The following is a 24,263-nucleotide window of genomic DNA, read 5'->3' as shown; positions in this document are numbered from 1 at the left end:
CCCGCCGGAACGCATCCGGGCGGGGGCTTGTCGCGTGGACCGGGTGGCACGGGCCGTTCGTCTACCGGCTGGCCAGCCCGCTGGCGGTGAAGGTCATGGTCCCGATGTCGCCGAAGGTGGTGGCCTGGCGCACGGTCAGCTTGAGCGGAGCGCCATAGTCCACCTTGAAGGACTGGCCCTCGTCGAGGGGCCTGTCCCCGGTCGTGGCCACCAGCTTGTCGTCCGGGCCGTTGCTCCAGGCGGATTCGAACACGTACTCGCCCTCGGGCAGCCGATAGCTGCCCCCCGCGTTCCAGGGAATGAGCAGGTTCTGGCCGTGCCTGTCGCCCAGGCGCAGGGCCAGGACCGTGCGCGGCCGGATGTCCACGTAAAAACTTGCCTCGGGCGCGCCGGGCGTCTCGCGGACCACCCGGAACCGGGTGGCCCCGGGATGGTCGGATTTGAGCGCGTAGTGGGACAGGAAGTTGTCCGGGTCCAGGATGATCTCCCAGCCCAGATCCTGGCCGTTGTTGGCCCAGGGGATGGCCACGAACCCCTTGAGATTGATGACTTCCTTGAGGTCGCTGCCCCACATGCCCTCGAGGATGAGCTGGTCGCCGAGCACCGCGTTCAGGGTCTCGCCGTCGCGCACGAAGACCGGGTTGCCGTTGAGCCAGCAGACAAACACGGGGGTGTCGTCGCCCGGGGCGTTGGGCAGTTTGCCGGTCCAGCGGATCTTGGTCTCGGCCACCTTGCTGCCGTCCGAGCGCAACTCCAGCTCCGAGAACGGCTCCAGGACCATGCGTCGGGCGTTGATCAGGTTCACGCCGGGCCGGTCCGAAGCGAACAGGGCCAGTTCCGGGGAAAATTCGCTCGGCCCCGAGGATACGGACTTGACCGCCAGAGTCGTGCCCGGAGCCAGGTTGATGATCCCGTCGCTGCCCAGCGTGCGGCCGTTGACCGTGACCTTGATCCCGGTGCGGGCATAGGCCCGGACGTCCTCGTCCGTGAACTCGGGAGGGGTGACCTCCACGCCGAGCCGGTGCAGGAGCATGCGCGTGGCGGTCAGCTGCTGGCGGACCTTCCAACCGATCTGGCGGATGGACTTGGAGACCTCCACGGCTATGGCCGGGATGTTGTGCTCGGCCAGGGCGTAGCAGGTCAGGGATTTGCGCATCTCGGGATAATCGGTCCCCTGATCGAAGGTCCGGGTGTTGAACAGCTGGAACTTGTAGTCGCTCATGCCGATGTGGTCGTTGAGCTCATCCAGGACCGGGTTCACGGTCCGGGCCAGGTCGATCTGGTTGTAGACCAGGGTGTCCACGATGATGGACTGGCCGTACCGCTTGGGATTGCGCAGGTTGTCCACGTAGGTCGGGTTGTAGAACCCGCTGCCCTCGTGGAGATGGATGAAGGCGTCCGCCTGGTTGAGCAGAAAGCGGATGACCCGGGCCACGCGGTCCTCGTAGAAGCGGTTGTAGTTCTGGTCGAAACGCCGGTTCATGTCCACGTTGATCTGGCGCTTGCACAGATTGATGGACGGCACGTTGGCGCGCGGCAGGACGATCAGGTTGCCGCGCAGGACCTTGCCCTTGGACAGGAGCTGGGCCGTGATGTAGCCCGCGGACTCGTCGCCCTGGATACCGCCCTGGACCATGACCGTGGGGCCGGGCTGTTCGCCCTGCAGATAAACGACCCGGAGCGGATACTGGGTGCCCGCGAAAAAGGAGTGCTCCCACGACCCGGCCAGGGCGGGGGAGGCGGCGGACAGGAGGATCAGGCTAAGAAGCCAGAATGTGATAGAAGGGATATGTTTCGGCAAAAATGACATCGCCATCCTTTCCCTTGATCTCAAGGCGCAGCCCGAAGAGGTCCTTGCGCTCCATGCCCTCGGGCAGGAGGAAGGTGGTCCGGATGCGCTTGAAGCGTTGAATCTGGAACGACAGATCGTCCTTGTTGGTCTCGGCGTCCTCGGCCTGCCCGCCCTTGGTCAGGTAGATGAAGTCCGCCTGCCCGGCCATGGACTTGGAAGCCTGCAGATTGTTCAATTCGAAGGAGACGGTCAGCTTGCGCCCGGTCAGCTTGGCCTGCATGTTCTCCACGCCCACCTGGCGGGTGTCGGTGCGGGTGAAGATCTGGTTCAGGTTGATCTCCTCGCGCGGCTCGGGCTGCTGCTCGACCTCGGTCGTGGCCGCGGACAGCAGGGACTGCAACTCGGCCGGATCGTAGGATTCGAGGATCTTCTCCATGTTTCCCAGCCGCTCCAGGCGGACCTCGGCGTCCACCAGCCGCTGCTCCAGATCCTTCTTCTGGGACTGGAGGGCGGCGTTGACCCTAAAGCCGCGCACGCCCATGTAGATGCCGCCCGCGGCGCAGAGCAATAGAAAGACCTGGCTGAAGACGAACATCTTCAACCAGAACGGGCTGAGGCGATACCGGGTCACGTCCCGGTCGTCGCGCATGAAGAGCACGCTGTACTTGGAATCGCTCATCTCATCCGTCTCCACTGCTCGCTGTCGATTTTCCAGGTATCGCCCTCGGGCACCAGGATCAGGGTCTTTCGTCCCCGGTCCGAGTAGCCGCTGGCGTCGGCGAACTCCTGGTCAAAGGCCACCTTGAGCCCCATGGGATGCAAAGCGACTTTCAGATCATCAACCTCCAGTCTAACAGGAGGCTTCTCCTCCCACAACGTCTTTTTGTATTCTGCGATGTTCGCCGCACCCTTGCGGCCGCCCTGCTCGGCGTCGTGTTCGTAAAAATTCTCGTAGGCTTCGGCGTTCCCGGCGAGCCACGCCTCGCGCCACTTCTCCACCAGCGCCCTGGCCTCGCCCGCCTTGGAGGCCAGGTACTTGGCGTCCAGCTGTTCCGAGGCCGGGACGTACTCGCGCCCGGCGATGCGCCAGCCGCCCTGGTCGTCCTGGACCCAGTAGAACCGCTTGCCCGTGGTCGAGGCCATGCCCCTGGTGCGGTAGTACTGGTCGAACCAGGTCACCCAGTAGCCGGGGCCCGGGACGGCCCGGACGTTGCCGACCATGACCTGTATCCAGGGCTGGGAGGCGAAGATGTTGCGCTTGTGCTCCTCGAACCCCTCGAAATCCAGTCCCTCGGACAACTCCAGCATCGGGCCATCGTAATAGGAGAAGAACTTGTCGTCCTTGGCCCCCCAGTCGCGGGCCCAGGCCTCGAGGGTCTTGGCCAGGGTCAGGGCCGTGACCTCGCTCTCGCCCGGATCGGCGGACCAGCTGACGTCGTCGGCGATGACCACGGGCGTGCCGTAGGAGGCCTCCAGGGCCACGTCCTTCATGTCCGGAACCTTGAGGGCCACGCAGCCGAGCGTGTCGCGCGGCAGGAAGGTCTTGCCCCGGCCGTGCAGCCAGATGCCGGACCCGGTCTTGCCCTTGATGCGGTCGATGGGGTTGGGATAGTTCAGGGAGTAGGCGATGTTGCCGTACAGCCCCCAGTCCAGTTTGCGGTTGATGCGATGGCCCACGAAGTAGACGCCCTCGGGAGTGCGCATATCGCCCTCCACGGCCTTGTCGCCCATGGACTGGCCCGTGGTGCAGGGGAAGCGGCGCACCTCGTGCAGTGGAGACTGCTGTTCGAGGACGATCAGTTCCTGGGCTTCCTTGTCCACGGCGATGATCCGCTTCGGCCCGTAGGTGTGGGAGGAGAGCAACGGCGTCCAGCCCCCGGCCAGGGCCGTGGTCGCGGACAAAACGATTGTCAGGACGATGAAAACTACCCGCATATACTCTTACTACCGCTCCTGGTTGCCCCCGAACCGGACCTCGCGTCTCCCCGGCGAGCCCTATTTCCCCGCCGCCAGCAGTTCCTTGCGGGTGAAGATGGCGTTGAGCTCAAGCCCCGCCTCCTTCAACCGCTCCCGGCCGCCCTCTTCGCGGTCCAGGACGGCCAGGACGCCGACGATCTCGAGCTCGGCGTCGCGCACCCGCTCGGCCGCCGTGATCAGCGTGCCGCCGGTGGTGCAGACGTCCTCCAGCAAAACGACCTTGTCGCCCCGCTTGAAGTTGGCCAGTCCCTCGAGATACTGGTTGGTGCCGTGGCCCTTGGATTTCTTGCGGATGATGAAACCGGGCAGAGGGCGTTGCTCCAGAAAGGAGACCACGGTCACCGAGGTGACCAGCGGGTCCGCCCCCAGGGTCATGCCGCCCACGCCCTGCACAGCGTAGTCTTTGAGCATTTCGACGAACAGCCGGCCGATGAGGTAGCCGCCCTCGGCATTCAGCGCCGTCTGCTTGCAGTCGAAATAATAGTCGCTCTTTTTCCCCGACGTCAGCGTGAAGTCGCCCTCCTTGTAGGAGAGCTTGAGCAGGAGCTTGGCCAGCCTTGATTTGAGTTCCGTCATCCTAGTTTCCCTCGAAAACGCGGTCGAAAACCACATCCTCATACCGTTTGTAATACGAAGGGTCGAAAGCTTCGTCAAGATCGTTAGAAGCGAGATGCTTGTTTACTTCCGGGTCGTTACGGACCTCGTCCTCGAACTGGACGCGGTTTTCCCAGCAGCGCATGGCCACCTTCTGGACCATCTCGTACGCCTCCTGGCGCTTGAGGCCCGTGTTGATGAGCTTGTTCAGGACCCGCTGCGAGTAGAAGAGGCCGAACGAACTCAACAGGTTGCGCTCGATGACGTCCTCCTTGACCACCAGCCGTTCGAGCACGCCCGCCATGCGGTGGAGCATGTAATCGACCAGCGCGGTGGAGTCCGGCATGATGACCCGCTCCACCGAGGAGTGGGAGATGTCGCGCTCGTGCCACAGGGCCTGGTTCTCCATGGACGCCACGGCGTTGCCCCGGATGACCCGCGACAGGCCGCAGAGGTTCTCGGCGGAGATGGGGTTCTTCTTGTGGGGCATGGCCGAGGAGCCCTTCTGGCCCTTGGTGAAGCCTTCCTCCACCTCGGAGACCTCGGTGCGCTGCAGGTGCCGCAATTCCAGGCCGAGGCGCTCGATGCCCCCGGCCAGCATGGCCAGGGCGGTGAAATACTGGGCGTAGCGGTCGCGCTGGACGATCTGGGTGGAGTGCGGGTCGGGCGTCAGGCCGAGGAAGGCGCAGGTGCGCTCCTCCAGCTCGGGGCCGGAGTGGGCGAAGGTGCCCACCGCGCCGGACAGCTTGCCCACGCGGATGTTTTCCAGGGCGGCGGCGAAGCGTTCCCTGTGCCGGGCGAACTCGGCGTAAAACCCGGTGAACTTCAGGCCGTAGGTGGTCGGCTCGGCGTGGATACCGTGGGTCCGCCCCATGCACAGCAGCCCCTTGTGCTTGAAGGCCAGCCCCTTGAGGACCTCGAGCAGACGGTCGATGCCCTCGGCGATGATCCCCCCGGCGCGGGTCAGGAGCAGTCCGTTGGCCGTGTCCACGATGTCCGAGGAGGTGCAGCCCAGATGGATGTAGCGGGAGCTCGGTCCGACCTTTTCCTCCACCGCGGACAGGAAGGCGATGACGTCGTGCTTGGTGGTCTCCTCGATTTCGAGGATGCGGTCCACGTCGAAATCCGCCTTGCCGAGAATCTCGTCGCAGGCGGCCTGGGGGACCTCGCCCATTTCGGTCCAGGCCCGGACCACAGCCAGCTCCACTTCCAGCCAGACCCGGAACTTGTTCTCCAGGGTCCACAACGCCCGCATCTCGGGACGGGAATACCGTTCAAGCATCGTCTTGTCTCTCTCCGTGTTAAGGGGTGTTCGGCCGCGCGAACGGCATACTATGGCAACGGTGCCGCAAAAACTCAAGGGGCGCGAACCCATAAAAAAAGGCAGCGGGTGCTGCCTTTGGCGCGTGTCTAGGACGCGGACCCCGCGCTGGACGTGTCCGACTTGGCGGGACAGGTCGAGGCCGGGGCCGATTCGGGCTTGGCCGGTGTCGAGGAACCGGCGTCCGCGGCGGGCGTCTGCGCTTCGCCGGGCTTGTTCCCGGCGCTCTTTCCGCCGTAGCCGTCCGCGTACCACCCGCCTCCCTTCAGATGAAAGGAGGAATGGGAAATAAGCTTCTTGGATTCCCCGCCGCATTCGGGGCAGGGTACTTCATGGTCCTGGAAACCGGACTGCCACTCCTCGAAGATGGCGTGGCAGACTTCGCATTGGTACTCGTAGATAGGCATGACGTAACAAATTCCTTCGACGGAAAAGGCGAATATTCTCTGCGCCTCATGCGGGGCGCGATTGCAATCCGGAGCCGCGCGGCGGCGGCCCGGTGACGCGATGCGCCGCCGCAAACGCGGCGCACGCGAACGACTGGCTAGGCCGCGGCGGCCTTGGCTTCCCTGATGCGGGCCTTGATGGCCTTCTGACGGCGGTGACGCTTGCGGTCCAGTTCCTTCATGCGTTCGTGCTTCTTGTGGCGTGCCATGATTGTCTCCTTAGATATTTCGGCCCGGTAAGGGCATTTCTTTCTTGCGAGCCGCACTTCATATAACAACTGCATCCCGTTTGTCTACCCCCCGGGCGCCCGATTTCCCCTTGACTCCAAACGGTATGATGTCCATATTCCCGTCTCCAAGCCCCCATTCCAAAGGATCGGTACAATGCTCAGAAGCGTCAGCGTGAAAAATGCGATCAAGGATGCCGTCGAAATCTTCCAGTTCGACCAGTGGCTCCGCTTTTACTTCGTGGTCCGGAAGGACGACAAGTTGTGGATCGAAATTCCGGAGGACAGGCTGAAGCGGATCGAGGAAGACTTCCCCGGCCTGTTCCGGTTCGCGGACATGATCAACGACGCGGAACTCGACTACCAGCGTTCCCAGGACAACGTCTGCACCTTCGTGGCCGCCCGCCTGGATGGCCAGAAGTACGAGGCCTCGATCCTGCCCCAGGTCTTCGACGACGCCAAGTTCAAGGTCGAGATGTACCTGTTCAACGTCTGGCTGAAGATGCACGAGCCCCACCTGGACGAGGCGTTCATGGAGTTCGGCGAATGGCTGGAGATGTACGAGGGCTGGAATTCCCTGGACGAGGTCAAGGAATACCGCACCAAGCTGCTCGAAAGCGGCACCGACCCCCAGGTCCCGACCTGCGGCACCGCCCAGTAGCCCGTCCGCCTGCGGCGCGCAAAAAGCCCCCGGAACCGATGGTTCCGGGGGCTTTTTGCGCGGGCCGGTCAGCGCTGCGGCTTTTGGCGCGGCCGCCTGTCCGGCTCCCGTTCCACGCCGGTGACCTTGCCGCCCTTGCCCTTGATGATGACCGTGCCCGGCTTTTTTCCGCCCCTGTCCTGGCGACCGTCGTTCCGGCCCCGGTCATCCTGTTTGGAGGCCACGAGCAAAGAATCCGCCGGGAAGCGGACGTCCGCCGCCCGGACCGGTGAGAGCATCAAGAGAGTGATGACCGTTGCCAGGATAATCTTCTTCACTCGGGCCTCCTACACCGCACGAAGCAAGGGGCGTGCCGCCGTCAAACCACAACGATTCCGGCAAGCTGCCCCCGTCCGTGCGGAACGTGCGCGCGCAAAAGTGCGCACCGGGAACCATCCGTTCCCGCCTGATCCGATGGTATCCGGCCCGCTCCCGCGCGTCAACGCTCGGCGGCAAGGCGCAGCCTGTCGTCCAGGTAGACCGAGAGCACGGCCTTGTCCACGGCCTGCCGGGTCTCCCGGTCGGCGGGGTCCACGAAGGCAGTGAAGGCCAGCATGCCCTTCCGGGTGTAGACGATATAGGCCATGCTGAGCACGGCTCCGCCGCTTCCCGCCACCTCGGTCTCGATGCGCAGGGTCTTCCGGTCCCGGAAATAGGTGGCGTCCTTGAAGACCGTCACCGGCTCGCCGGGCAGCCGGACGTCTTCGCGGATGGACCGGGCCAGGGAGCGGACCAGGAAGCTGTTGAAGTTGGAGATGTCGGCGTCCCGCATGGTCCGGCCGGGCTTGGCCTCCACCAGGAGGGCGCATGTCCGCCCAGGGCTCGGGTGGACGTAGCCCGCCCGCCAGTCCGGGGCGACCGTGCCCCGCACAGGCAGGGCGCAGCCCGCCAGCTCGTGGGCGTTCAACGAATCCGGCGGAGCCTCGTTCCAGCTCTCGGGCAGCCAGATGGTGTAGCCCAGGTCGGCATTGTAATAGGGCAGCGACGCCCGGGCCGGGACGGAAAGGACGATCATCGCCAGGACGGCGACGACGAAAAACAATATGCGCATGGGAATTCCTCGCTTCACGGGTGCGAAGCGCTCAGAGCAGGACGACACCATACAGCAGGCCGCCGGGACAGGCAACCGCAAAGGGGGCTATTTTCCTCATCTCCCACCCTTTTCTCTTTGCCGGTTTTACTGTATATTATAGACAAAGCGGAAACATGAAATCGGAGGTTCATCATGCTGAGCTACACATGCGTCGTCGAAGGAAAGGTCACTGGCGGCAATTTCCAGTCCTGGGTCCAGAGCACCGCACAGCTCCTCGGCCTGAAGGGCTGGGTGCGCAACGTTGCCGACCGCAAGGCCGAAATTCTGCTTCAGGGAGATGCGGCGAAGTTCACCGCCTTCCGCGAACACCTCCTGGCGGAGGCCCCCATCGTGGACCGGGGTGAGATAACGTGCAATACCATCGAATACGACAAGGTTTTCGACGTCTTTGAAATCCGGGGCTGATCCAGCCGTCCCGGACCCGTCGGCCTGCCCGCCGCGCCGTTGGCGTGACGGGCGGGATTTTTTTGGGTGCCCGGCCCGGTTTGCCCGGCCCCCGGGAATGCGGTAGGATTCGCGCCATGCCCAAGGCCCGCCACCTGACCATCGCCGCCAAACTGACCGTCTGGGCCTGCGCCCTGATCGTGGTTTTTTTCGCCACCTCGGCCTACCTTTTCCAGCAGGTCCGGAAGGACGCGGAGATCGCCGGGCTCATGGTCACCGAGAACCACGACCTGGACTCGGCCATCCAGCGCATGCTCGAGCGCCTCTACAACGTGCAGAACAACATCCGACGCTACCGCATCCTGGGCGGCGACCAGGCCGCCGTGGGCTTCATCGTCGAGGATCTGACCCGGTTCGGCGAGATCCTCAACAGGACCATCGAAAAGCACCCCCGCTACGCCGACGAGTGGAGGGAGCTGACCTCGGAGTACCAGATCACCCTGGACCCGGCCAACACCCCGGGCGAGAACCTGACCCCGGACGACACGGTCAGCGACTGGACCGATATCCTGGAGCAGTCCCTGCTGGACAACCAGGCCGACACCGAGGCGCGCCTGACGCAGCTTCGCGACGCGGGCCGCCACGCGGCAAACGTGGGCATGTACGGCCTGGCCTTCTGCCTCGTCGTGGGCGTGGGCGGCAGCCTGCTGCTGGCCTGGACCCTGAACCGCTCGCTCGGCGAGGTGCGCCGGGGCATCCGCGAACTGGGCACCGGAGCCACGCCCCGCGACGTGCGCATCCTGTCGCGCGACGAGCTGGGCGAGCTGGCCCTGGCCTTCAACGCCATGGCCGCGCGGCTGCGGCGCGAGGAGCGCATGCGCGCCGACTTCATCGCCATGCTCTCCCATGAAATCCGCACCCCGCTGACCTCGGTGCGCGAGGCCGTGGACCTCATCGGATCCGGGACCTTCGGCGCGGTCAACGAGAGGCAGAAGCGGTTCCTGGACATTGCCGAAAAGGAGTCCGGTCGCCTGTCCGGCCTGCTCTCGCGGCTGCTGTCCGTATCGCGCATGGAGACGCAGGAACTGGAGCTGAACCCGGAGCGCGTGGACGCGGCCGGGCTGGTGGACGCGGCCCTGGAGCGGCTCGCGCCCACGGCCAGGGGAGCCGACGTGACCCTCGAAGCCGAGGTCGGGCCCGGGCTGGCCGTGACCGCCGACCCCGCGCACATCAGCCAGGTGCTGACCAACCTGGTGGGCAACGCCGTCAAGTTCTCGGGCCGGGGCGGCAAGGTCCGGGTCAGCGCCGAGCGCAGCGGCGACGAGGCCCTCTTTTGCGTCCGCGACAACGGGCCGGGCATCCCGGAGGACGAGCGCGAACGCATCTTTCTCAAGTACTACCGCGAGCCCGGCGTGCGCGACTCCATAGACGGGGCCGGGCTGGGCCTGGCCATCTCCCGGCGCATCGTCCTGGCCCACGGCGGGCGCATCTGGGTCGAGAGCGAACCGGGCCGAGGCGCCACTTTCCGTTTCACCCTGCCCGCAACCGCCTGACGAGGAAAATCATGAGCAAACCGGACATTCCGACCATCCTGGTGGTCGACGACGACGAGAGCATCCTGGAGGTTCTCGAGGCGCGCCTGCTCTCCGCGGGATTGAGCCCGCTGTTGGCCGACCGGGCCGAGACCGCCCTGGAGATGCTGGCCGACGAGCCCGTGGACCTGATCATCTCGGACGTGAAGATGCCCGGCATGGGCGGCCGGGGGCTGCTCAGGGAGGTCATGGAGAACTGGCCGCACATCCCGATCATCATGCTCACGGCCCACGGGACCATCCCGGACGCCGTGGGCTCCATCCAGGACGGGGCCGCCGACTACCTGACCAAGCCGTTCGACGGCAAGGAGCTGGTCCGCCGGGTCCGCGCCCGGCTCGAAGCGCGCGGGGAAACGGCCGATCCGACGGACGCTTCGGCCCCGAGGCCCGCTTCCAAGCCGACGCAGCGAACCGCGTCCCAAGCCGAGCGAGGCCTGATCGGCGGCCCGGCCCCGGCCATGGCCCGTTTCCTTGAACGGCTGGACCGGGTGGCCAAATCCACGGCCACGGTCCTGCTCTTCGGCGAATCGGGCACGGGCAAGGAGCTGGCCGCGCGCATCCTGCACGAGGAAAGCCCCCGGTCCGACGGCCCGTTCGTGGTCGTGGACTGCGGCTCCACCCAGCCCACCCTGCTCGAGAGCGAGCTGTTCGGCCACGTCAAGGGGTCCTTCACCCACGCGGTAAAGGACAAGAAGGGGCTCATCGAGGAGGCGGACGGCGGCACCCTGTTCCTGGACGAGATAGGCAACGTCTCCCCGGACATGCAGGCCCGGCTGCTGCGCTTCCTGCAGGAGGGAACCATCCGCCGGGTGGGCGACAACCGCGAGCGGACCGTGTCCTGCCGGGTGGTGGCCGCCACCAACGCGGACCTGCCGAAGATGGTCGCGGAGGGGAAATTTCGAGAGGATCTCTACTACCGCCTCAAGGTGGTCACCCTGACCATCCCGCCCCTGCGCGAGCGGCGCGAGGACATCCCGGCCCTGGCCGACGGGCTGCTGGCAAGGCTCTGCGCCCGCCAGCAGCGGCCCTGCGCCGGACTCTCGGCCGAGGCCATGCGCCTGCTCGAATCCCACCCCTGGCCGGGCAACGTCCGGGAGCTGGAAAACGCGTTGGAAGCGGCCCTGGTCTTCTGCGCCGGGGACGTCATCGAGCCCGGCGACCTACAGCTGGAGACGCCGCCCGTCAACTCCCCGGCCGCCGGGACCAGCCTGTCCCTGGAGGACAACGAGCGGGAGACCATCCTCCGCGCCCTCGAGGCGGCGGGCGGGGTCAAGAAGGACGCGGCCGACCGTCTGGGCATCAGCCGCCGGGCCATCCACTACAAGATCAAAAAGTACGGCATAGGCGGGGAATAGCGAGTATTCCGCCGCGATTTGCCGCATGCCCGGGGTTGCGCCCGGCAAACCGCTTGTATATGTTCGGGGTCACCATACCGTCGGGCACGCGGAGGCCCCTGGAGAAACCTGTTCATGAGCGAAACCAAGATCCTGTTGGAATCGGGCACCAATGAGCTCGAGATCGTCGAGTTCTATCTCGACGAATCGCGCACGGGCGGCGGTTACCGGGGCTATTACGGCATCAACGTGGCCAAGGTGCTGGAGATCATCCAGATGCCCGAGCTGACCGAGATGCCCGAAGCGGCCCATCCGTCCGTGCTCGGCGCCTTCAACCTGCGCAACGAGATCATCCCGCTCGTCGACCTGGCCGGGTGGCTGCGCAAGAGCCGTGTCGAGACCGAGCCGCCCAAGGTCATCGTCACCGAATTCAACCGGACCAAGAGCGCCTTCCTGGTCTCGGGCGTGACCCGCATCCACCGCATCGGCTGGCAGGAGGTGGAGGCCCCGACCAACTACGTCTCCTCCCTGACGGTCAACTCCATCACCGGCGTGGTCAAGATCGCCGGCAGGATCACCTTCATCCTGGACATGGAGAAGATCTGCATGGACCTGAACCCGGGCGGCGAGCCGGACCCGGAGGCCACGGAGAAGGTCCGCGAGGCCATCGCCCACAGGAAGTACCGGGTGCTGCTGGCCGACGACTCGGCCATGGCGCGCAAGATGATCGCCAACATCCTGACCTCGGCCGGATTCAAGGTCCACACCGAGGAGAACGGCGAACAGGCCCTGCAATACCTGCTGGGGATCCAGAGGCTCGCCGAATCCGAGGGACGCCCCCTGGAGGACTACGTCAACCTGGTGGTCTCGGACGTGGAGATGCCCTCCATGGACGGCCACACCCTGACCCGCCGCATCAAGGAAGACAACGGCCTGCGCCATCTGCCGGTCATCCTCTGCTCCTCCATCGTCACCCAGACCCTGCACCACAAGGGCATCGCCGTGGGCGCCGACGCCCAGATATCCAAGGCCGAACTGGGCGAACTCGCGCCCAGGGCGCTGAAACTGCTCGAAGAGCAGGCAGGCTAGGCCCCGAAAGCCAAAGGCAAAGAACCCATGAAATCCTCAGTTGCCAAGAAGTTCTTCGCCTATCTGGCCAAGCACTATCCGGTGATGTGCGCCTCGGGCGCCTTCCCGCTCATGCCCCCCGTGACCGACGCCTCCAGGTGGCTGGACCGCCTGGACGACCTGTCCGGCCGGTCCATCGCCCGGCACGTGGCCGCCCTGACCGCCTTCCGCAACAATTTCCTGGCCGAAGCGGACAAGGCGACGGAACCGGCCGACAAGGCGCGGGCCCAGGCCCTGGCCTTGAGCGCGGGCGGGGTCATCGCCGAACTGGACGGCATCCGCGCCTGGGAACACGCCCCGGAACTCTACCTGCAGGTGGCCTTCACCGGCCTGGAGCAGGCCGCCGACCTGCCCGCCAAGAACGACCGGGCACGGCAGAAGCGGTTCATCAGCCGCCTCAAGTCCGTGCCCGCCATGCTGACCCACGCCACCGAGAACATCGAGGCCGCCAGCACGGCCAGCCGGTCCACTTCACAGACCATGATCCGGGACTGCGCCCGCTACCTGACCGAGCTGGGCGGACAGGAGCTGGGCCGGGCGGGCAAGGCCCCCCGATTTCTGGCCGACGCCCTGGCGGCCCTGCGCGAATACGACCGTTTCGTCACCTCCAGGCCCGAGATCCCGGACCCGGACGGCCCCTCCTTCCGATACGCCGCCGAGCACGTGCTGGGCACGGACCGCTCCATGGAGGAGCTGCGCGACCTGGCCGAAACCGAGTTCGAGGCGAGACTGACCACGTTGGACCGTCTCCAGGCCGGGATTGGCGGCGGGACGTGGCGCGAACTGTACGAGGGATACGAGGGACCGCCCACCGACGGCCTGGCCCCCCTGGACCTGATCATCCGGGAAATCCACCGGCTGCGCGCCTTTGTCCAGGAAGGCCCCCTGGCGGGCGTGTTCGCGGACTCCGGCCTGCGCATCGACCCCCAGCCCCGGCACCTGGCGTCCACCCTGCGGCCCATCCACCACGACCCCGTGCTCGGGGCCTGGGAGAACGAGCCGTCCCGGTGCTATGTCAGCCCGCACATATTTTCTGGCAACCGGTTCCGCGACACCCCGGCCCACCTGGCCCGCATGCGCCGCGAATTTCCCTTCCTGGCCGCGGCCCAGACCTATCCCGGCCGCCACCTGCTCGACTCACAGCGCCGGGCTCTGGCCGACCCGTGCCTGGGTCAGGTGACCAATCCCGTGTTCACGGCGGGCTGGCTGGCCTTTGCCGAGCACCTGCTGGACGAGCTGGGCTACCTGGAAACCGATCTGGACCGGCTGGTCCTGCACGTGCGCGGACTCAGGCGGGCGGCCCTGGCCCGCATCGACACCGAACTGGCCGTGGGCGGCCTGGACCAGGACCACTGCCTGGACATCCTGGACCGCGCCGGGTTCACCCGCGAGGAGGCATTGAGCGAAGTCAGGCTCATCCGCACGGCCCCGGGCCACCGGACCATGCCCGTGCTCGGCCTGCACGAGCTGACCGAACTGCGCCGCCAGTGGCGGCTGGACCTGCCGCTCTTCTGCAAGGCGTTGTTCGCCGAAGGACAGATGCCGCTTTCCGCCATCGCCCGGCGCCCGGTGCGCTGAATCCTTTCCGGAATGTGAGAATCAGAGACTGGACAGGTGGCCCAGGGACGACAGGTGCGTGGCCTTGGTCACCTTGACCTGTTCGGAAAGCATCTCGATGCTCTCGATATTGCTCAGGAAGAAGCTGGTCAACTCGCTGTCCAGTTTGCCCTCCTCCACTTCCCGGCCGAGGATCTTCATGGCCTCGCTGCGGGTGTAGGCGGGCTTGTAGTGGCGTTCCTGGGTGACGGCGTCATAGATGTCCACGATGGCCATCAAGCGGCTCTGGAGCAGGATGTCCTCGCCCTTGAGCCCGTCGGGATAGCCTGAGCCGTCCATGCGTTCGTGGTGCTGGCGGATGATGGTCAGGAGGTCTCCGTAGCCGTCCTGCATGGGGATGTGCTGGAGGATACGCTCGCTCTCGGCCGGATGGCGCTCGATCTCCCTGCGCTCGTCCCGAGTCAGGTTGCCGTAGGCCAGCAGCAGGTTCTCCAGTTCGTCGTCATAGAGATAGCGCAGGCTGGTCCCGTTGCGGCGCAGGACCCGGTCGCCCAGTTCGCGGACGAAATCCAGGGCGGACGCGTCCGGGACCATGGCCTTGTTCACGTCGCACAGCCGCTCGAAGGCGTGGCCCCAATCGAAGTCGTCGAACTGGCCCAGGAGCTGGAAGCGCGCCCGGACCACGTCCATGCGCCGTTTCGGCAGCCGGGTGCGCTTGGTCAGGACGTCCTCCTTGATGCCGATCTTGCCCACGTCGTGCAGGATGCCCGCGTAGTAGATCTCGCGCAGCTCGTCGTCGCTCAAAACCCTTCCCCGGTAGCCCCCGGCCTCGTTCAGGGTGTGCCCGAAGGCCACGGCCAGATGGGCCACGCGCTCGGAGTGGCCCGCCGTATACGGGTCCCGCGAGTCGATGGCCTCGGCCAGGGCCTGCATGATGGCGTCCATCAGCTTCTGGATACCCTCGAAGTTGAAGGCGTTGGAGACCGAGATGCCCGCCACCGAGGCCAGGGTGGTCAGGCTGCGCCGGTGGGCGGCCTCGAACACTCCGGTGTTCCTGGAGCCCAGAATGAGCACCCCCTCGCAGCGGTTGGGCGAGTTGATGGGGATGAGGATCATGGACCCCAGGCCAGGCAGCTCGTTGTCCCAGCGGGCCTCCTTTTCCAGGTCGTTGACGATCTCGCCCCGGCCCGAGCAGGCCACTTCCTGGAACAGCGCGCTGTCCACCATGGGCTGCAGGTAGGTGCCGAAGGGAAAGCCGAACTGCACGGCCAGGCGGAAGACCTTGCGCGACGGTTCCAGCAAAAAGATCATGCCCAGCTCGCCGGGGTAGTTTTCCAGGCGGCATTCGTCGATGAGCGCGTTGACCACGTCGCGCATGTGCAGGGAGGTGTTGATGTTCGGCACCGAGCGGTGGAACAGGGCCAGTTCGCGGTACTTGGCCAGGGCCTCTTCGGCGATGGATCGCCGGGCGTACTCCATGTCCACCAGTTCCTGAATGGAATAGGACAGGAAATTCAAGAGCCTGCCGCACTCGTCCCGGTCGTCTGGCCGGTCCGCGAGCAGGAACAGCCGCCCGGAGTGGACCTGGTCGAACCGGATGGGCACGCTGCTCACCCCGGGCCCGCCCTCGACAAAGGCGACCTCGGGGGCCGGCCCCTCGACGATGCAGACCTCGCCCTCGAAGCTGATGGCCAGGGAGCAGCGGCCGTCGGCCATTTCGGCAGCCTTGCGGAGAAGGTTGCGCAATACGCCGGGCCGTATGTATTTTTTCAAGGGTGTCATGCAGAGGGGGGCGGTCCGGGAGCGAATCCGTTTACAGCTCGAGAAGCTCCTTGGAGACGCGCAGGATCTCGTCCGGATCAAAGGGCTTGGTCATGTACATCATGGCCCCCAGCTCCAGTCCCTGCTTGCGGTCCACTTCCTGTCCCTTGGCGGTCAGCAGGATGATCTTCACGTCCTTGAGGGACGCGTCGTCCTTGATGATCCGGCAGACCTCGTAGCCGTTCATCTTGGGCATCATGATGTCGAGAAAAACCAGGTCCGGACGCTTGCTCCGGATGAATTCCAGTCCCTCCTCGCCGTCCGAGGCCGTATACAGGTCCACTTCGAACTCGTCCTCGAGCTCCTCGAGCGTCTGCTCGAGCAGCATTTTGATGTGGACCTCGTCATCAACTATGAGGATCTTCTTGGCCATCAGTCATCTCCTTGAAGCATACCTGTTGAATATGGAACACTATCTCCTCCCCCATTGGCACGACCATGCCACAAGAGGGCGGGGTATCGCAATTGGAATAACACAATGGTTCCTCATCCCTTGCAGGCGAAGGGCGGCAGGATGACCACCGACACCCCGCCGAGCGCCGAAAGCCGCTCCAGCTCCATTCCGCCGACCACTTCCGAGGAGATGAACACCGTGCCGCGGAATCCGTCCTCCACCAGAGGCCAGAACTCCTCGGCCGTGGCGAAGGTCACCTCGCCCGAGCACAGTACCCGCATGCCGTTGAGGTCGCATTCCCGCCCGCCGAGCACGATGCAGGCGCCGCCGCAGGCCTGGCCGCGCAGCAGCGATTCGGCCGCCCGGATCACGGTGGCGTCGTCCACCGGCTTGACCAGGGCCATGTCCCCGGCCTCGCCCTCGGCCCCGCCCAGGGCGGTAATGACCAGGATCGGGATGGCCCGGGTCTCGGGCAGGGCCCGCAGCCGGGCGATGACCTCGTGGCCGTCCATGCCCGGCATCATGATGTCCATGGTGATCAGGTCGGGCAGCACGGACCGGGCCGTGGCCACGGCGTCCGGACCGTTGGCCGCCTCGCACACGGCGTATCCCCGCTCCTCGAAGACCTGGGAGAGGTACTCGATGAGGGCGGGATCGTCATCCACCACCAGGACCAGGGGCGAGGTCCGGGTCCGTGCGTCCGGGACCTCTCCGCCTTCGGGCGCGCGGCAGGAGGGTTCTGCGTCGCCCTCCCCGGCCCGGGCCTCATCCTCGGCCAGGGGGATGGTGAAAGTAAAGACGCTGCCCCTGCCGGGCTCGCTCTCGACCCAGATGGACCCGCCGTGGCGCTCCACGATCTGGCGGCAGATGGGCAGCCCCAGGCCGGACCCCTCGGGCTTGCCGGTCAGGGTGTCGCCCACCTGCTTGAACTTGTCGAAGACCATGCGCAGATCGGCCCGGTCGATGCCCGCGCCGTTGTCCCGGACCGAGACCCGGACAAAGCCGCCCTCGCGCTCCGCCGAGCAACGGATGGGACCGACCTCGGTGAACTTGACCGCGTTGGACAGCAGGTTGACCACCACCTGGACCAGCCGGTCGTGGTCGCCGCGCACGGGCGGCAGGTCGTCCCCGACGTCGATCTCGACCGCGAGCCCCTTGGCCTGCCACAGGCCGCGCGTGGCCTCCACGGACTGACGCAGGACCCCGGCCACGGGCACGTTCTCGTCACGCCACTGGACCTCCCCGGCCTCCATGCGGGCGATGTCCAGGACGTCGTTGATCAGTTCGGTCAGCCGCTCGGCCTCGGCCACGATGATGTCCATGTTGCCGCGCACCTGGCCGATGGGCTTTTCCACCCCCCGATCCCCGGCAAGCAGCGGGAAGACATAGCGCTCCAGCTTGTTGCGGATGATCTTGGAGAAGCCGAGCACCGAGGTCATGGGCGTGCGCAGCTCGTGGGAGACCGTGGAGATGAAGTCCGTCTTGAGCTGGTCCAGCTCCTTCTCGCGGGTGATGTCGCGGACCAGCAGGACCCCGCCCAGGCACTGGCGGCCCGGGGTCTCCGCGAAGATGGTCGAACCCACGGCCTTGCCGGTCCGGCCGCGCGCCAGGGGAATCTCGGCTGACAGCACCTCGGTGGTGCACCGCCGGATGCGGTCGGCCAGGCCCGTGACCTCCACGGGGAAGAGCCGGGCCGGGGACCGTCCCTTGCACGGGGTGTCGCCCAGGTCGAAGAATTCGCGCATGGCCGGGTTGATGACCGACACGGCCCCGGTCACGTCCACCACCAACAGCCCGTCGGCCAGGTTGTCGATGATCGCCGCGAGATAGGCCATGTGGTCGCGCAGGTCGGCGGTGGCCTTGCCCACCTCGTTCTCCATCTCGGAGAAGAGCAGGGCCAGCTCCTGGCCCATGGACATCATGGCCCGGCCGAGCACCTCCAGCTCGTCCCGGGTGCGGATGTCGATGGCGGCCGAAAAATCGTGGGCCGCCAGCTTGCGGGCGTAGTCGGTCAGCTGCCCCAGCGGCCGCGAGATACGCCGCATGACCAGGTAGAGGATGCCCACGCAGCCCCAGAAGATGAAGAAGAGCAGGATCTGCATCTTGAGGACCACTTCCCAGAAGTAGGCCATGATCAGCTCCTTGCCCATGCCCACGTGCACGAACCCGGCCAGACCGGCCAGGACCGGCGCGCAGATGTCGATGACCGCTCCGTGGGGAGGAATATCCAGGGAGGAGACGGCGATTTCGTGCTTCAGCCCCCGGACGTCGTGCAGCATGGGCGGAAATTCGGGCACAAATGTGTGCGAGACCACCAGTCCGTCGCCGTCCACCACGAAGACGTAGGCCACGCCCTCGATCTCCAGATACTGGTCAATCACGGACTGGACCGTGGCCGCGTCCCGGTTGAGCAGGATTTCCTGGCTGGCCCCGGCGATGGACTGGGCGATGGCCGTGCCCTTGCTGACGTATTCGCGGGTCATCAGCCCGTACAGGGTCCAGGCGGTCATGGCCGAGGTCGCACTGGCGATGACCCCGAACAGGCAGAAGGCGATCAGGCCGGTCTTCTTGAACAGGGACATGCCCTTTATCGCTGCCATGCCCGCCACTGCCTTTCGTCCATGGGCACGAACCTGCCGTCCCTGACGGTGGTGAAATAGACGCGGTCCAGGCCCTGGTGCCGGTCGGGGCCGAAACGCAGGGGCACGTCGATGCCGATGTCCGCCTCCGTGAGGGACTCGGCCGCGGCCCCCAGCCCGGGCGTGAGGGACGCGGCATAGGCCTCAAGGATGCGGACCATGGCCTTGGCGTTGAGGAATCCCTCGAAACTGGTGAAGCTGTAACGCACGGGGGCATACTCCCGGGCGGCCATGGCCGGGGCGTTCGGCGCGTAGCGGTCCATGAGTTCGCGGTACTCGCGCACCGCGGGCAGGCTCAGGTCCTCGTAGCTCGGGACCACCTGGGAATTGACCAGATTGAACGTGTAGTCGCGGCCGTTCTCGCGCTCGGCCGCCAGCAGCAGGGAGAGCAGCTTCTCGCTGCCCACGAAGGAGACGTTGGCGATGGGCACGTTCAGCCCCATGTCGCGGGCGTCGCGGATCAGGGCCGCGCAGGCCGCGTACGAGCCGATGGACAGGACCGCGTCCGGGTTGGCGCGCATGAGGATCTCCACCTGCCGCTTCATGGACTCGGCGAACCGAGCCCCGCGCCGGTAGGTGGCCTCGCCCACCAGGGCGTACCCGTGGGACTTGAGCGCCCGGTGCGCCCCGTCCCAGCCGCTGCGCCCGAAGGCGTCGGCCTGGTAGAAGACCGCCAGCCGCTTGCGGTTCAGGGCCAGGAAGCGGTCCACCAGACCGGCCAGCTCCTGGCGGTAGGAGGCGCGCAGATTGAAGACGAACCGGTCATAGGGCGGCTCGCGCTGGGGTTCGGCTCCGGAAAAGGGGAAAAAGAGGAGCTTGCGCCGCCCGCCGTACCCCTTGAGCAGGGGCAGGACGCGGGTCACCGTGGGCGTGCCCACGTAGCTGAACAGGCACAGGGGCTCGTCGCCCTCCAGAAACCGCATGGTGTTGTCGATGGCCGGGCCGGGCTGGTAGCCGTCGTCCAGGATGCGGATGGAGACCGTCCTGCCGTTGACGCCGCCGTGCTCGTTGACAAAGGTGAAGTAGGCCATGGAGCCCCTGTAGAGCTCCACCCCCAGGCCGTCGCTGGGACCGGTGAAGGCGGCGGACATGCCGAGCGAGTATCCGTCCGAACCCGCCCGGGCGCGGGAGTCCGGACACGCCAGGCTCGCCAGGCACGCCAGGCACGCCAGGCACAAGACCAGCGGAATGAACCGCCGACGCGCCCTGCAGGACATCATGCCGCCCCCCTTCGTTTCGCCATGTTCCTCCACGATTTGACCAGGAATTTGAGCGAACCATACCATGTCCATTACATATTGAAAAGATTGTTCTAATCACTTTTTCTATGCAAAACCGCCCGACCCATCGCATTTTTCGAAGCCCCGGCCCGGCTCCCGGCCGCGCCCTTGCCAAGGGCCACCATGTACAGTAATTCAGGACGCGGGCAGGATGCCCGGCGCACCATGTCATCCGCGCCGCCCTGCCGCCCTAGATTGAAACCATCCACCAGGAGTATACGACCGCCATGTGTGGTATCGCCAGTTTCTTGAGCAATAAAAAATGGTTGGAAACGCCGGACACCGGCTGGCTCCTCACCCTCGAAAACGCCTTCTCCGCCGTGCGCGAGACCCCGGACCTCCTCGCGGCGTCCAAGCCGCTGAATGAGCTGGCGGGTCGGTTTTATGATCTGATGTCGTTCGGGGTGCACATGCGGCTGGTGGGGGATGCGGAGGCGCTGGGGGCGTTGTCGTCCATCCGGGACACCATCCGGGCGTTGCGCAAAGCGGCGGCCGTGAAGCTGGAGCAGGGGCCGCGCACGGACGAGTTGGAGTCGCTGCGCGAGGCGTTGGACGACTATCTGTGGCAGATCGAGCGCGAGGTGCTGGTCAACGTGGACCGGACGCTGGCGCTGATGCCCAAGGACCTGGCCGGGGACGTGGATGCGCGGGACCGGCATTTTCTGGCCTGGGGGGCCGAGCAGGTGCTCCAGTCCATCGACAAGCTCGAGGTGCGCGGCCGCGACTCGGCGGGCGTGGCCCTGGCATTCGTCCTGCCCGAGGGCGTGGACCCGGAGGCCGGTCTGACCGCCGCTCAGAAACAGGAATTGGCCGACCGCTCGTCCATCGGCAACGCGGACACCCGCCAGGTGCTGGTGCGCAAGCTCGCCGACGGCCGGACCGCCTGCCGCTTCCTGTACAAGGTCGCCCAGCTGGTCGGCCAACTCGGGGACAACGGCGCGGCTCTGCGCGAATTCATCAAGCATGACGAGCTGTTGTGGACCATGTCCCAGGGGCTGCGGACGCTGAACATCATCGCCCACACCCGCTGGGCGTCCAACGGGATCATCTCGGTGCCCAACTGCCATCCGGTGGACGGCCTGGTCGAGGGCGACATGTCCACGGGGCTGGAAAAGACCATGTTCGTGCTCAACGGCGACGTGGACAACTACCGCACCCTGGTGGAGGAATCGGTCCTGTCCAAGGGGGCGCACATCCCGTCGGCCATCTCGACCGACGCCAAGATCCTGCCCGTGCTCTTCCACCTGGGCGTGGAGGAGAGCGACGACGCCGAGGAGCGGTTCCGCAACGTGCTCAGGCGCTGCGAGGGGTCCCTGGCCGTGGTCATGCAGAATTTGAACGACTTCGACTCGCAGTTCCTGGCCCAGAAGGGGTCGGGCCAGTCCTTTTACATCGGCCGCACGCAGGACGGCTGGCTGGTGGCCAGCGAGGCCTACGGCATGGCCGCCCGGGCGCGGTCGTCCTTCCCGGTGGCCGTGCACCGCCAGGGCGGGGTGTCCGTGGTCCTGCGCGACACCGACCCCGCGGACGCCGTGCCCGTGGCCCGCTACCTGGACAACGGCGAGCCCGTGGCCCTGGCCGAGGAAACGATCGAGATCTTCTCGCGCGACATCTTCCGGGGCGAGTACGCCCACTACATCGAGAAGGAAATCCACGAGGCCCCGGACTCGGTGCGCAACACCCTGCACGGTAAATATCTCAAGAAAAACGGCGGCGTGGAGTTTCTGCCCGAAGGATTCGGGCGCGGCCCGGCCCTGGTCGGGCGGTTCCGGGACAAGACCCGGCCCATCCGGCGGATCATCTGCGTGGGCCAGGGCACGGCCGCCGTGGCCGCCATGGCCGTGGCCCGGCTGCTGCGCCGCACCCTGGCCGACACCGGCATGGCCATCGAGTCCTACACCGGCAGCGAACTCATCGGGTTCATGGGCGACGAGGGCATGGACGACGTGTTCCTGATCCCGGTGTCGCAGTCGGGCACGACCACGGACACCAACCGGGTGGTGGACCTGTGCCGCGACCGGGGCGCGTGGGTCAACTGCATCGTCAACCGGCGCAACTCGCCCCTGGTCCAGAAGTCGGACTCGCACATCTACACGAGCAACGGCCGGGACGTGGAGATGGCCGTGGCCTCGACCAAGGCGTTCTACTCCCAGATCGCGGCGGGCAAGCTGCTCTCCCTCTGGCTGGCGGACATCCTCGGGACCATGGACAAGGGGGCCATCCTCAAGGAAATCGAGGCGTTGGAAGGACTGCCCGCGAGGATCGACAAGGTCCTGGAGAACAAGGAACAGATCGCCGAGGTGGCCCGCAAGTACGCGCCCGTGCACCGCTACTGGGCCCTGGTCGGCAACGGCGCCAACTGCGTGGCGGCCCAGGAGGTGCGCATCAAGCTATCGGAATTATGCTATAAATCCATCCCGTGCGACGTCACGGAGGACAAGAAGCACATCGACCTGTCCACCGAGCCCCTGACCCTGGTCATGGCCTCGGATTTGCCGGAGATGGTCGTTACGGACACGGTCAAGGAGACGACGATCTTCAAGGCGCACAACGGCTCGCCCATCGTGTTTTGCGCCGAGGACGAGGACCGCTTCGACCGGGTGGCCGAGGCCACGGTCAAGGTGCCGCGCGCGGGCGGCGGCCTGGATTTCGTGCTCGAGACCGTGGCCGGGCACTGGTGGGGCGTGTCCGCCGCCAAGGCCATCGACGGCCACGCCGAGCCGTTCCGCAGGGCCCGGGTGCTCATCGGCGGGATGCTCGAGGGCAACACCACCTTCGATCGCGAAAAACTGCTCATCGCCCTGAACGAATGCGTCGAGCGCATCGCCTCGGGCGCCACGGACTCGGCCCTGCCCGCCCGGGTGGCCGCATCCCTGGCCAACTACATGCTCTGGCTGGTCAACCAGGCCCGGGCCATCCAGGCCACCGAGGCCCGCCTGCCCGACATCCTGACCATCCTGAACAAGGCCATCGAGGAAATGACCCGCCCCATAGACACCATCCGCCACCAGGCCAAAACCGTCACCGTCGGCATCAGCAGGCCGCAGGGCTAGGCAACGCGGGAAGCGGCCGGAGCCGACGATGCCCGCACGTTCGGGCGGGCATCGCCGGTACGCTTCACCGCCGCGAAACACGGCGGGTGATCTCCCTCTTCCGCATCCCGCAGCCGTTCGGCGGTAACGGCCTAGCCCCCCAGTTCGGCGTAGTAGTAATACCCCTGCGTCAGCATATGGGTGATGCGGTGCTCCACCGGCCTGTCCGTGATGTCGTAGGCCACCCGTTCCACCCGGAGGATGGGTTTCCCTGCCTCGATGGACAATCGCCTGGCATCTTCCGCCGAGGCCTCCACCGCACTGACCAGTTCCCTGGCGCGGGAAATGGTGACGTTGTATTTCCTTTGGAAATAATCGTAGAGCGTGTTGGGGATGGATTCCAAAGACTCGTCCTCAAGCCCCTGGAACAAACGATGGGGCACGGTGATATATTCATTGAACAGCGGGAGGTTGTCCACGATGCGGATTCTCCGGATGCGGATGACGTCGTCGCCGACCTCCATGTTCAGGGCGTCGGCCTCTTTCGCCGTGGCGCCGTCCCGCTCGCCCGATCCCCGCGTGACGCGGATGTTCATTGACGTGGGCAGCGGGCAGACGCCGTCTTCCCGATGGATTTGAAAGAATTTGAACAAGGCCTGATCGGAGTCCAGCAAGGCCACGGCCGTGCCCTTGCCCTGGTAGCGCGTCAGCTTGTGTTCCCGGGTCAGCGAATCCAGGGCGCGCCGCAAGGTGCCGTGGCTCACCTGGTACTCCTTTGCCAAATCCGTCTCACAGGGAAGGAAGGTGCCGGGAGCCCATTCTCCCTCCGCCATCCTTGATAAGATGGACGCCTTCACCTGCTTGTACAAGGGGGTGGATTTCAAGGCTCTCATTATTTCTTCAATTCTCCGACCGGTATGTAGTTCGACCCATATAGACTGACTTTTGCGCA

At 65.8% G+C, this 24,263-nt stretch carries 20 protein-coding genes; 7 read left to right on the top strand and 13 right to left on the bottom strand.

Annotated features, from left to right (window positions below; genetic code table 11):
* Positions 1-61: 61 nt before the first annotated feature.
* The 6 genes from BerOc1_RS13175 to BerOc1_RS13150 form a co-directional block, all read right to left on the bottom strand.
* The gene (locus tag BerOc1_RS13175; RefSeq protein ID WP_071546133.1) at positions 62-1,810 is read right to left on the bottom strand and encodes a M14/M99 family metallopeptidase; all 1,749 of its coding nucleotides are present in this window, start codon (positions 1,808-1,810) and stop codon (positions 62-64) included.
* Positions 1,761-2,471 (bottom strand): hypothetical protein, encoded by a 711-nt coding sequence (locus BerOc1_RS13170; protein ID WP_071546132.1) that lies wholly within the window; start codon positions 2,469-2,471, stop codon positions 1,761-1,763. The genes BerOc1_RS13175 and BerOc1_RS13170 overlap by 50 nt, the downstream gene beginning before the upstream one ends.
* The gene (locus BerOc1_RS13165; RefSeq protein WP_071546131.1) at positions 2,468-3,727 is read right to left on the bottom strand and encodes a L,D-transpeptidase family protein; all 1,260 of its coding nucleotides are present in this window, start codon (positions 3,725-3,727) and stop codon (positions 2,468-2,470) included. The genes BerOc1_RS13170 and BerOc1_RS13165 overlap by 4 nt, the downstream gene beginning before the upstream one ends.
* A 60-nt stretch (positions 3,728-3,787) precedes the next feature.
* On the bottom strand, positions 3,788-4,345 hold the full coding sequence (pyrE, locus tag BerOc1_RS13160) for an orotate phosphoribosyltransferase (protein ID WP_071546130.1): 558 nt from the start codon (positions 4,343-4,345) through the stop codon (positions 3,788-3,790).
* A 1-nt stretch (position 4,346) separates the two neighbouring features.
* On the bottom strand, positions 4,347-5,645 hold the full coding sequence (gene purB / locus BerOc1_RS13155) for an adenylosuccinate lyase (protein ID WP_071546129.1): 1,299 nt from the start codon (positions 5,643-5,645) through the stop codon (positions 4,347-4,349).
* Positions 5,646-5,773: 128 nt separating this feature from the next.
* The gene (locus BerOc1_RS13150; protein WP_071546128.1) at positions 5,774-6,091 is read right to left on the bottom strand and encodes an FmdB family zinc ribbon protein; all 318 of its coding nucleotides are present in this window, start codon (positions 6,089-6,091) and stop codon (positions 5,774-5,776) included.
* 423 nt (positions 6,092-6,514) lie between these two features.
* Here BerOc1_RS13150 and BerOc1_RS13145 point away from each other — a divergent pair, with 423 nt between their 5' ends.
* On the top strand, positions 6,515-7,018 hold the full coding sequence (locus tag BerOc1_RS13145) for a hypothetical protein (RefSeq protein WP_071546127.1): 504 nt from the start codon (positions 6,515-6,517) through the stop codon (positions 7,016-7,018).
* Positions 7,019-7,086: 68 nt separating this feature from the next.
* Here the strand turns inward: BerOc1_RS13145 and BerOc1_RS13140 are convergent, their stop codons facing one another.
* Positions 7,087-7,335, bottom strand: a complete 249-nt coding sequence (locus tag BerOc1_RS13140; RefSeq protein WP_071546126.1) for a hypothetical protein — start codon at positions 7,333-7,335, stop codon at positions 7,087-7,089.
* A 161-nt stretch (positions 7,336-7,496) separates the two neighbouring features.
* The gene (locus BerOc1_RS13135; protein WP_071546125.1) at positions 7,497-8,108 is read right to left on the bottom strand and encodes a hypothetical protein; all 612 of its coding nucleotides are present in this window, start codon (positions 8,106-8,108) and stop codon (positions 7,497-7,499) included.
* A 174-nt stretch (positions 8,109-8,282) separates the two neighbouring features.
* Here BerOc1_RS13135 and BerOc1_RS13130 point away from each other — a divergent pair, with 174 nt between their 5' ends.
* The 5 genes from BerOc1_RS13130 to BerOc1_RS13110 all read left to right on the top strand — a co-directional run bounded on the left by BerOc1_RS13130 (position 8,283) and on the right by BerOc1_RS13110 (position 14,166).
* Positions 8,283-8,555, top strand: coding sequence for an acylphosphatase (locus BerOc1_RS13130; protein ID WP_071546124.1), 273 nt, complete (start codon positions 8,283-8,285; stop codon positions 8,553-8,555).
* Between the two features lie 116 nt (positions 8,556-8,671).
* On the top strand, positions 8,672-10,087 hold the full coding sequence (locus BerOc1_RS13125; protein ID WP_071546123.1) for a HAMP domain-containing sensor histidine kinase: 1,416 nt from the start codon (positions 8,672-8,674) through the stop codon (positions 10,085-10,087).
* A gap of 11 nt (positions 10,088-10,098) precedes the next feature.
* The gene (locus BerOc1_RS13120) at positions 10,099-11,481 is read left to right on the top strand and encodes a sigma-54-dependent transcriptional regulator (RefSeq protein WP_071546122.1); all 1,383 of its coding nucleotides are present in this window, start codon (positions 10,099-10,101) and stop codon (positions 11,479-11,481) included.
* Positions 11,482-11,595: 114 nt separating this feature from the next.
* Complete coding sequence (locus BerOc1_RS13115) at positions 11,596-12,549, top strand: chemotaxis protein (protein WP_071546121.1); 954 nt, start codon at positions 11,596-11,598, stop codon at positions 12,547-12,549.
* A 27-nt stretch (positions 12,550-12,576) separates the two neighbouring features.
* Positions 12,577-14,166, top strand: a complete 1,590-nt coding sequence (locus tag BerOc1_RS13110; RefSeq protein WP_071546120.1) for a DUF885 family protein — start codon at positions 12,577-12,579, stop codon at positions 14,164-14,166.
* 21 nt (positions 14,167-14,187) lie between these two features.
* Here the strand turns inward: BerOc1_RS13110 and BerOc1_RS13105 are convergent, their stop codons facing one another.
* The 4 genes from BerOc1_RS13105 to BerOc1_RS13090 all read right to left on the bottom strand — a co-directional run bounded on the left by BerOc1_RS13105 (position 14,188) and on the right by BerOc1_RS13090 (position 20,219).
* Positions 14,188-15,927 (bottom strand): HD-GYP domain-containing protein, encoded by a 1,740-nt coding sequence (locus tag BerOc1_RS13105; RefSeq protein WP_071546119.1) that lies wholly within the window; start codon positions 15,925-15,927, stop codon positions 14,188-14,190.
* A 31-nt stretch (positions 15,928-15,958) separates the two neighbouring features.
* Entirely contained in the window at positions 15,959-16,339 is a 381-nt protein-coding gene (locus tag BerOc1_RS13100; RefSeq protein WP_071546118.1) for a response regulator transcription factor, read from the bottom strand.
* A gap of 113 nt (positions 16,340-16,452) precedes the next feature.
* Entirely contained in the window at positions 16,453-18,960 is a 2,508-nt protein-coding gene (locus BerOc1_RS13095) for an ATP-binding protein (protein ID WP_129586538.1), read from the bottom strand.
* Positions 18,948-20,219, bottom strand: coding sequence for an ABC transporter substrate-binding protein (locus BerOc1_RS13090; RefSeq protein ID WP_084641522.1), 1,272 nt, complete (start codon positions 20,217-20,219; stop codon positions 18,948-18,950). The genes BerOc1_RS13095 and BerOc1_RS13090 overlap by 13 nt, the downstream gene beginning before the upstream one ends.
* A 308-nt stretch (positions 20,220-20,527) precedes the next feature.
* On the opposite strand from BerOc1_RS13090, the gene BerOc1_RS13085 reads away from it, so the two are divergent.
* Complete coding sequence (locus BerOc1_RS13085; protein WP_242652991.1) at positions 20,528-23,332, top strand: SIS domain-containing protein; 2,805 nt, start codon at positions 20,528-20,530, stop codon at positions 23,330-23,332.
* A 131-nt stretch (positions 23,333-23,463) separates the two neighbouring features.
* Here BerOc1_RS13085 and BerOc1_RS13080 read toward each other — a convergent pair whose 3' ends face one another.
* A complete protein-coding gene (locus BerOc1_RS13080) occupies positions 23,464-24,204 on the bottom strand; it encodes a GntR family transcriptional regulator (protein WP_071546115.1) in 741 nt (246 codons plus the stop codon).
* Between the last annotated feature and the right edge of the window lie 59 nt (positions 24,205-24,263).

It is taken from the genome of Pseudodesulfovibrio hydrargyri (assembly GCF_001874525.1).
Classification (GTDB): domain Bacteria; phylum Desulfobacterota; class Desulfovibrionia; order Desulfovibrionales; family Desulfovibrionaceae; genus Pseudodesulfovibrio; species Pseudodesulfovibrio hydrargyri.
Note: the sequence above shows the minus strand (reverse complement) of the source record. Positions and strands in the feature narration are given on the sequence as shown.

Excerpts from the sequence above, each read along its gene's own strand:
- BerOc1_RS13130 (WP_071546124.1), top strand. The coding sequence starts at position 8,283 with ATGCTGAGCTACACATGCGTCGTCGAAGGAAAGGTCACTGGCGGCAAT.
- BerOc1_RS13170 (WP_071546132.1), bottom strand. The coding sequence starts at position 2,471 with ATGAGCGATTCCAAGTACAGCGTGCTCTTCATGCGCGACGACCGGGAC.
- BerOc1_RS13175 (WP_071546133.1), bottom strand. The coding sequence starts at position 1,810 with ATGTCATTTTTGCCGAAACATATCCCTTCTATCACATTCTGGCTTCTT.
- BerOc1_RS13145 (WP_071546127.1), top strand. The coding sequence starts at position 6,515 with ATGCTCAGAAGCGTCAGCGTGAAAAATGCGATCAAGGATGCCGTCGAA.
- purB (WP_071546129.1), bottom strand. The coding sequence starts at position 5,645 with ATGCTTGAACGGTATTCCCGTCCCGAGATGCGGGCGTTGTGGACCCTG.
- BerOc1_RS13110 (WP_071546120.1), top strand. The coding sequence starts at position 12,577 with ATGAAATCCTCAGTTGCCAAGAAGTTCTTCGCCTATCTGGCCAAGCAC.
- BerOc1_RS13090 (WP_084641522.1), bottom strand. The coding sequence starts at position 20,219 with ATGATGTCCTGCAGGGCGCGTCGGCGGTTCATTCCGCTGGTCTTGTGC.
- BerOc1_RS13120 (WP_071546122.1), top strand. The coding sequence starts at position 10,099 with ATGAGCAAACCGGACATTCCGACCATCCTGGTGGTCGACGACGACGAG.
- BerOc1_RS13100 (WP_071546118.1), bottom strand. The coding sequence starts at position 16,339 with ATGGCCAAGAAGATCCTCATAGTTGATGACGAGGTCCACATCAAAATG.
- BerOc1_RS13150 (WP_071546128.1), bottom strand. The coding sequence starts at position 6,091 with ATGCCTATCTACGAGTACCAATGCGAAGTCTGCCACGCCATCTTCGAG.
- BerOc1_RS13115 (WP_071546121.1), top strand. The coding sequence starts at position 11,596 with ATGAGCGAAACCAAGATCCTGTTGGAATCGGGCACCAATGAGCTCGAG.
- BerOc1_RS13125 (WP_071546123.1), top strand. The coding sequence starts at position 8,672 with ATGCCCAAGGCCCGCCACCTGACCATCGCCGCCAAACTGACCGTCTGG.
- BerOc1_RS13135 (WP_071546125.1), bottom strand. The coding sequence starts at position 8,108 with ATGCGCATATTGTTTTTCGTCGTCGCCGTCCTGGCGATGATCGTCCTT.
- BerOc1_RS13095 (WP_129586538.1), bottom strand. The coding sequence starts at position 18,960 with ATGGCAGCGATAAAGGGCATGTCCCTGTTCAAGAAGACCGGCCTGATC.
- BerOc1_RS13080 (WP_071546115.1), bottom strand. The coding sequence starts at position 24,204 with ATGAGAGCCTTGAAATCCACCCCCTTGTACAAGCAGGTGAAGGCGTCC.
- BerOc1_RS13165 (WP_071546131.1), bottom strand. The coding sequence starts at position 3,727 with ATGCGGGTAGTTTTCATCGTCCTGACAATCGTTTTGTCCGCGACCACG.
- pyrE (WP_071546130.1), bottom strand. The coding sequence starts at position 4,345 with ATGACGGAACTCAAATCAAGGCTGGCCAAGCTCCTGCTCAAGCTCTCC.
- BerOc1_RS13105 (WP_071546119.1), bottom strand. The coding sequence starts at position 15,927 with ATGACACCCTTGAAAAAATACATACGGCCCGGCGTATTGCGCAACCTT.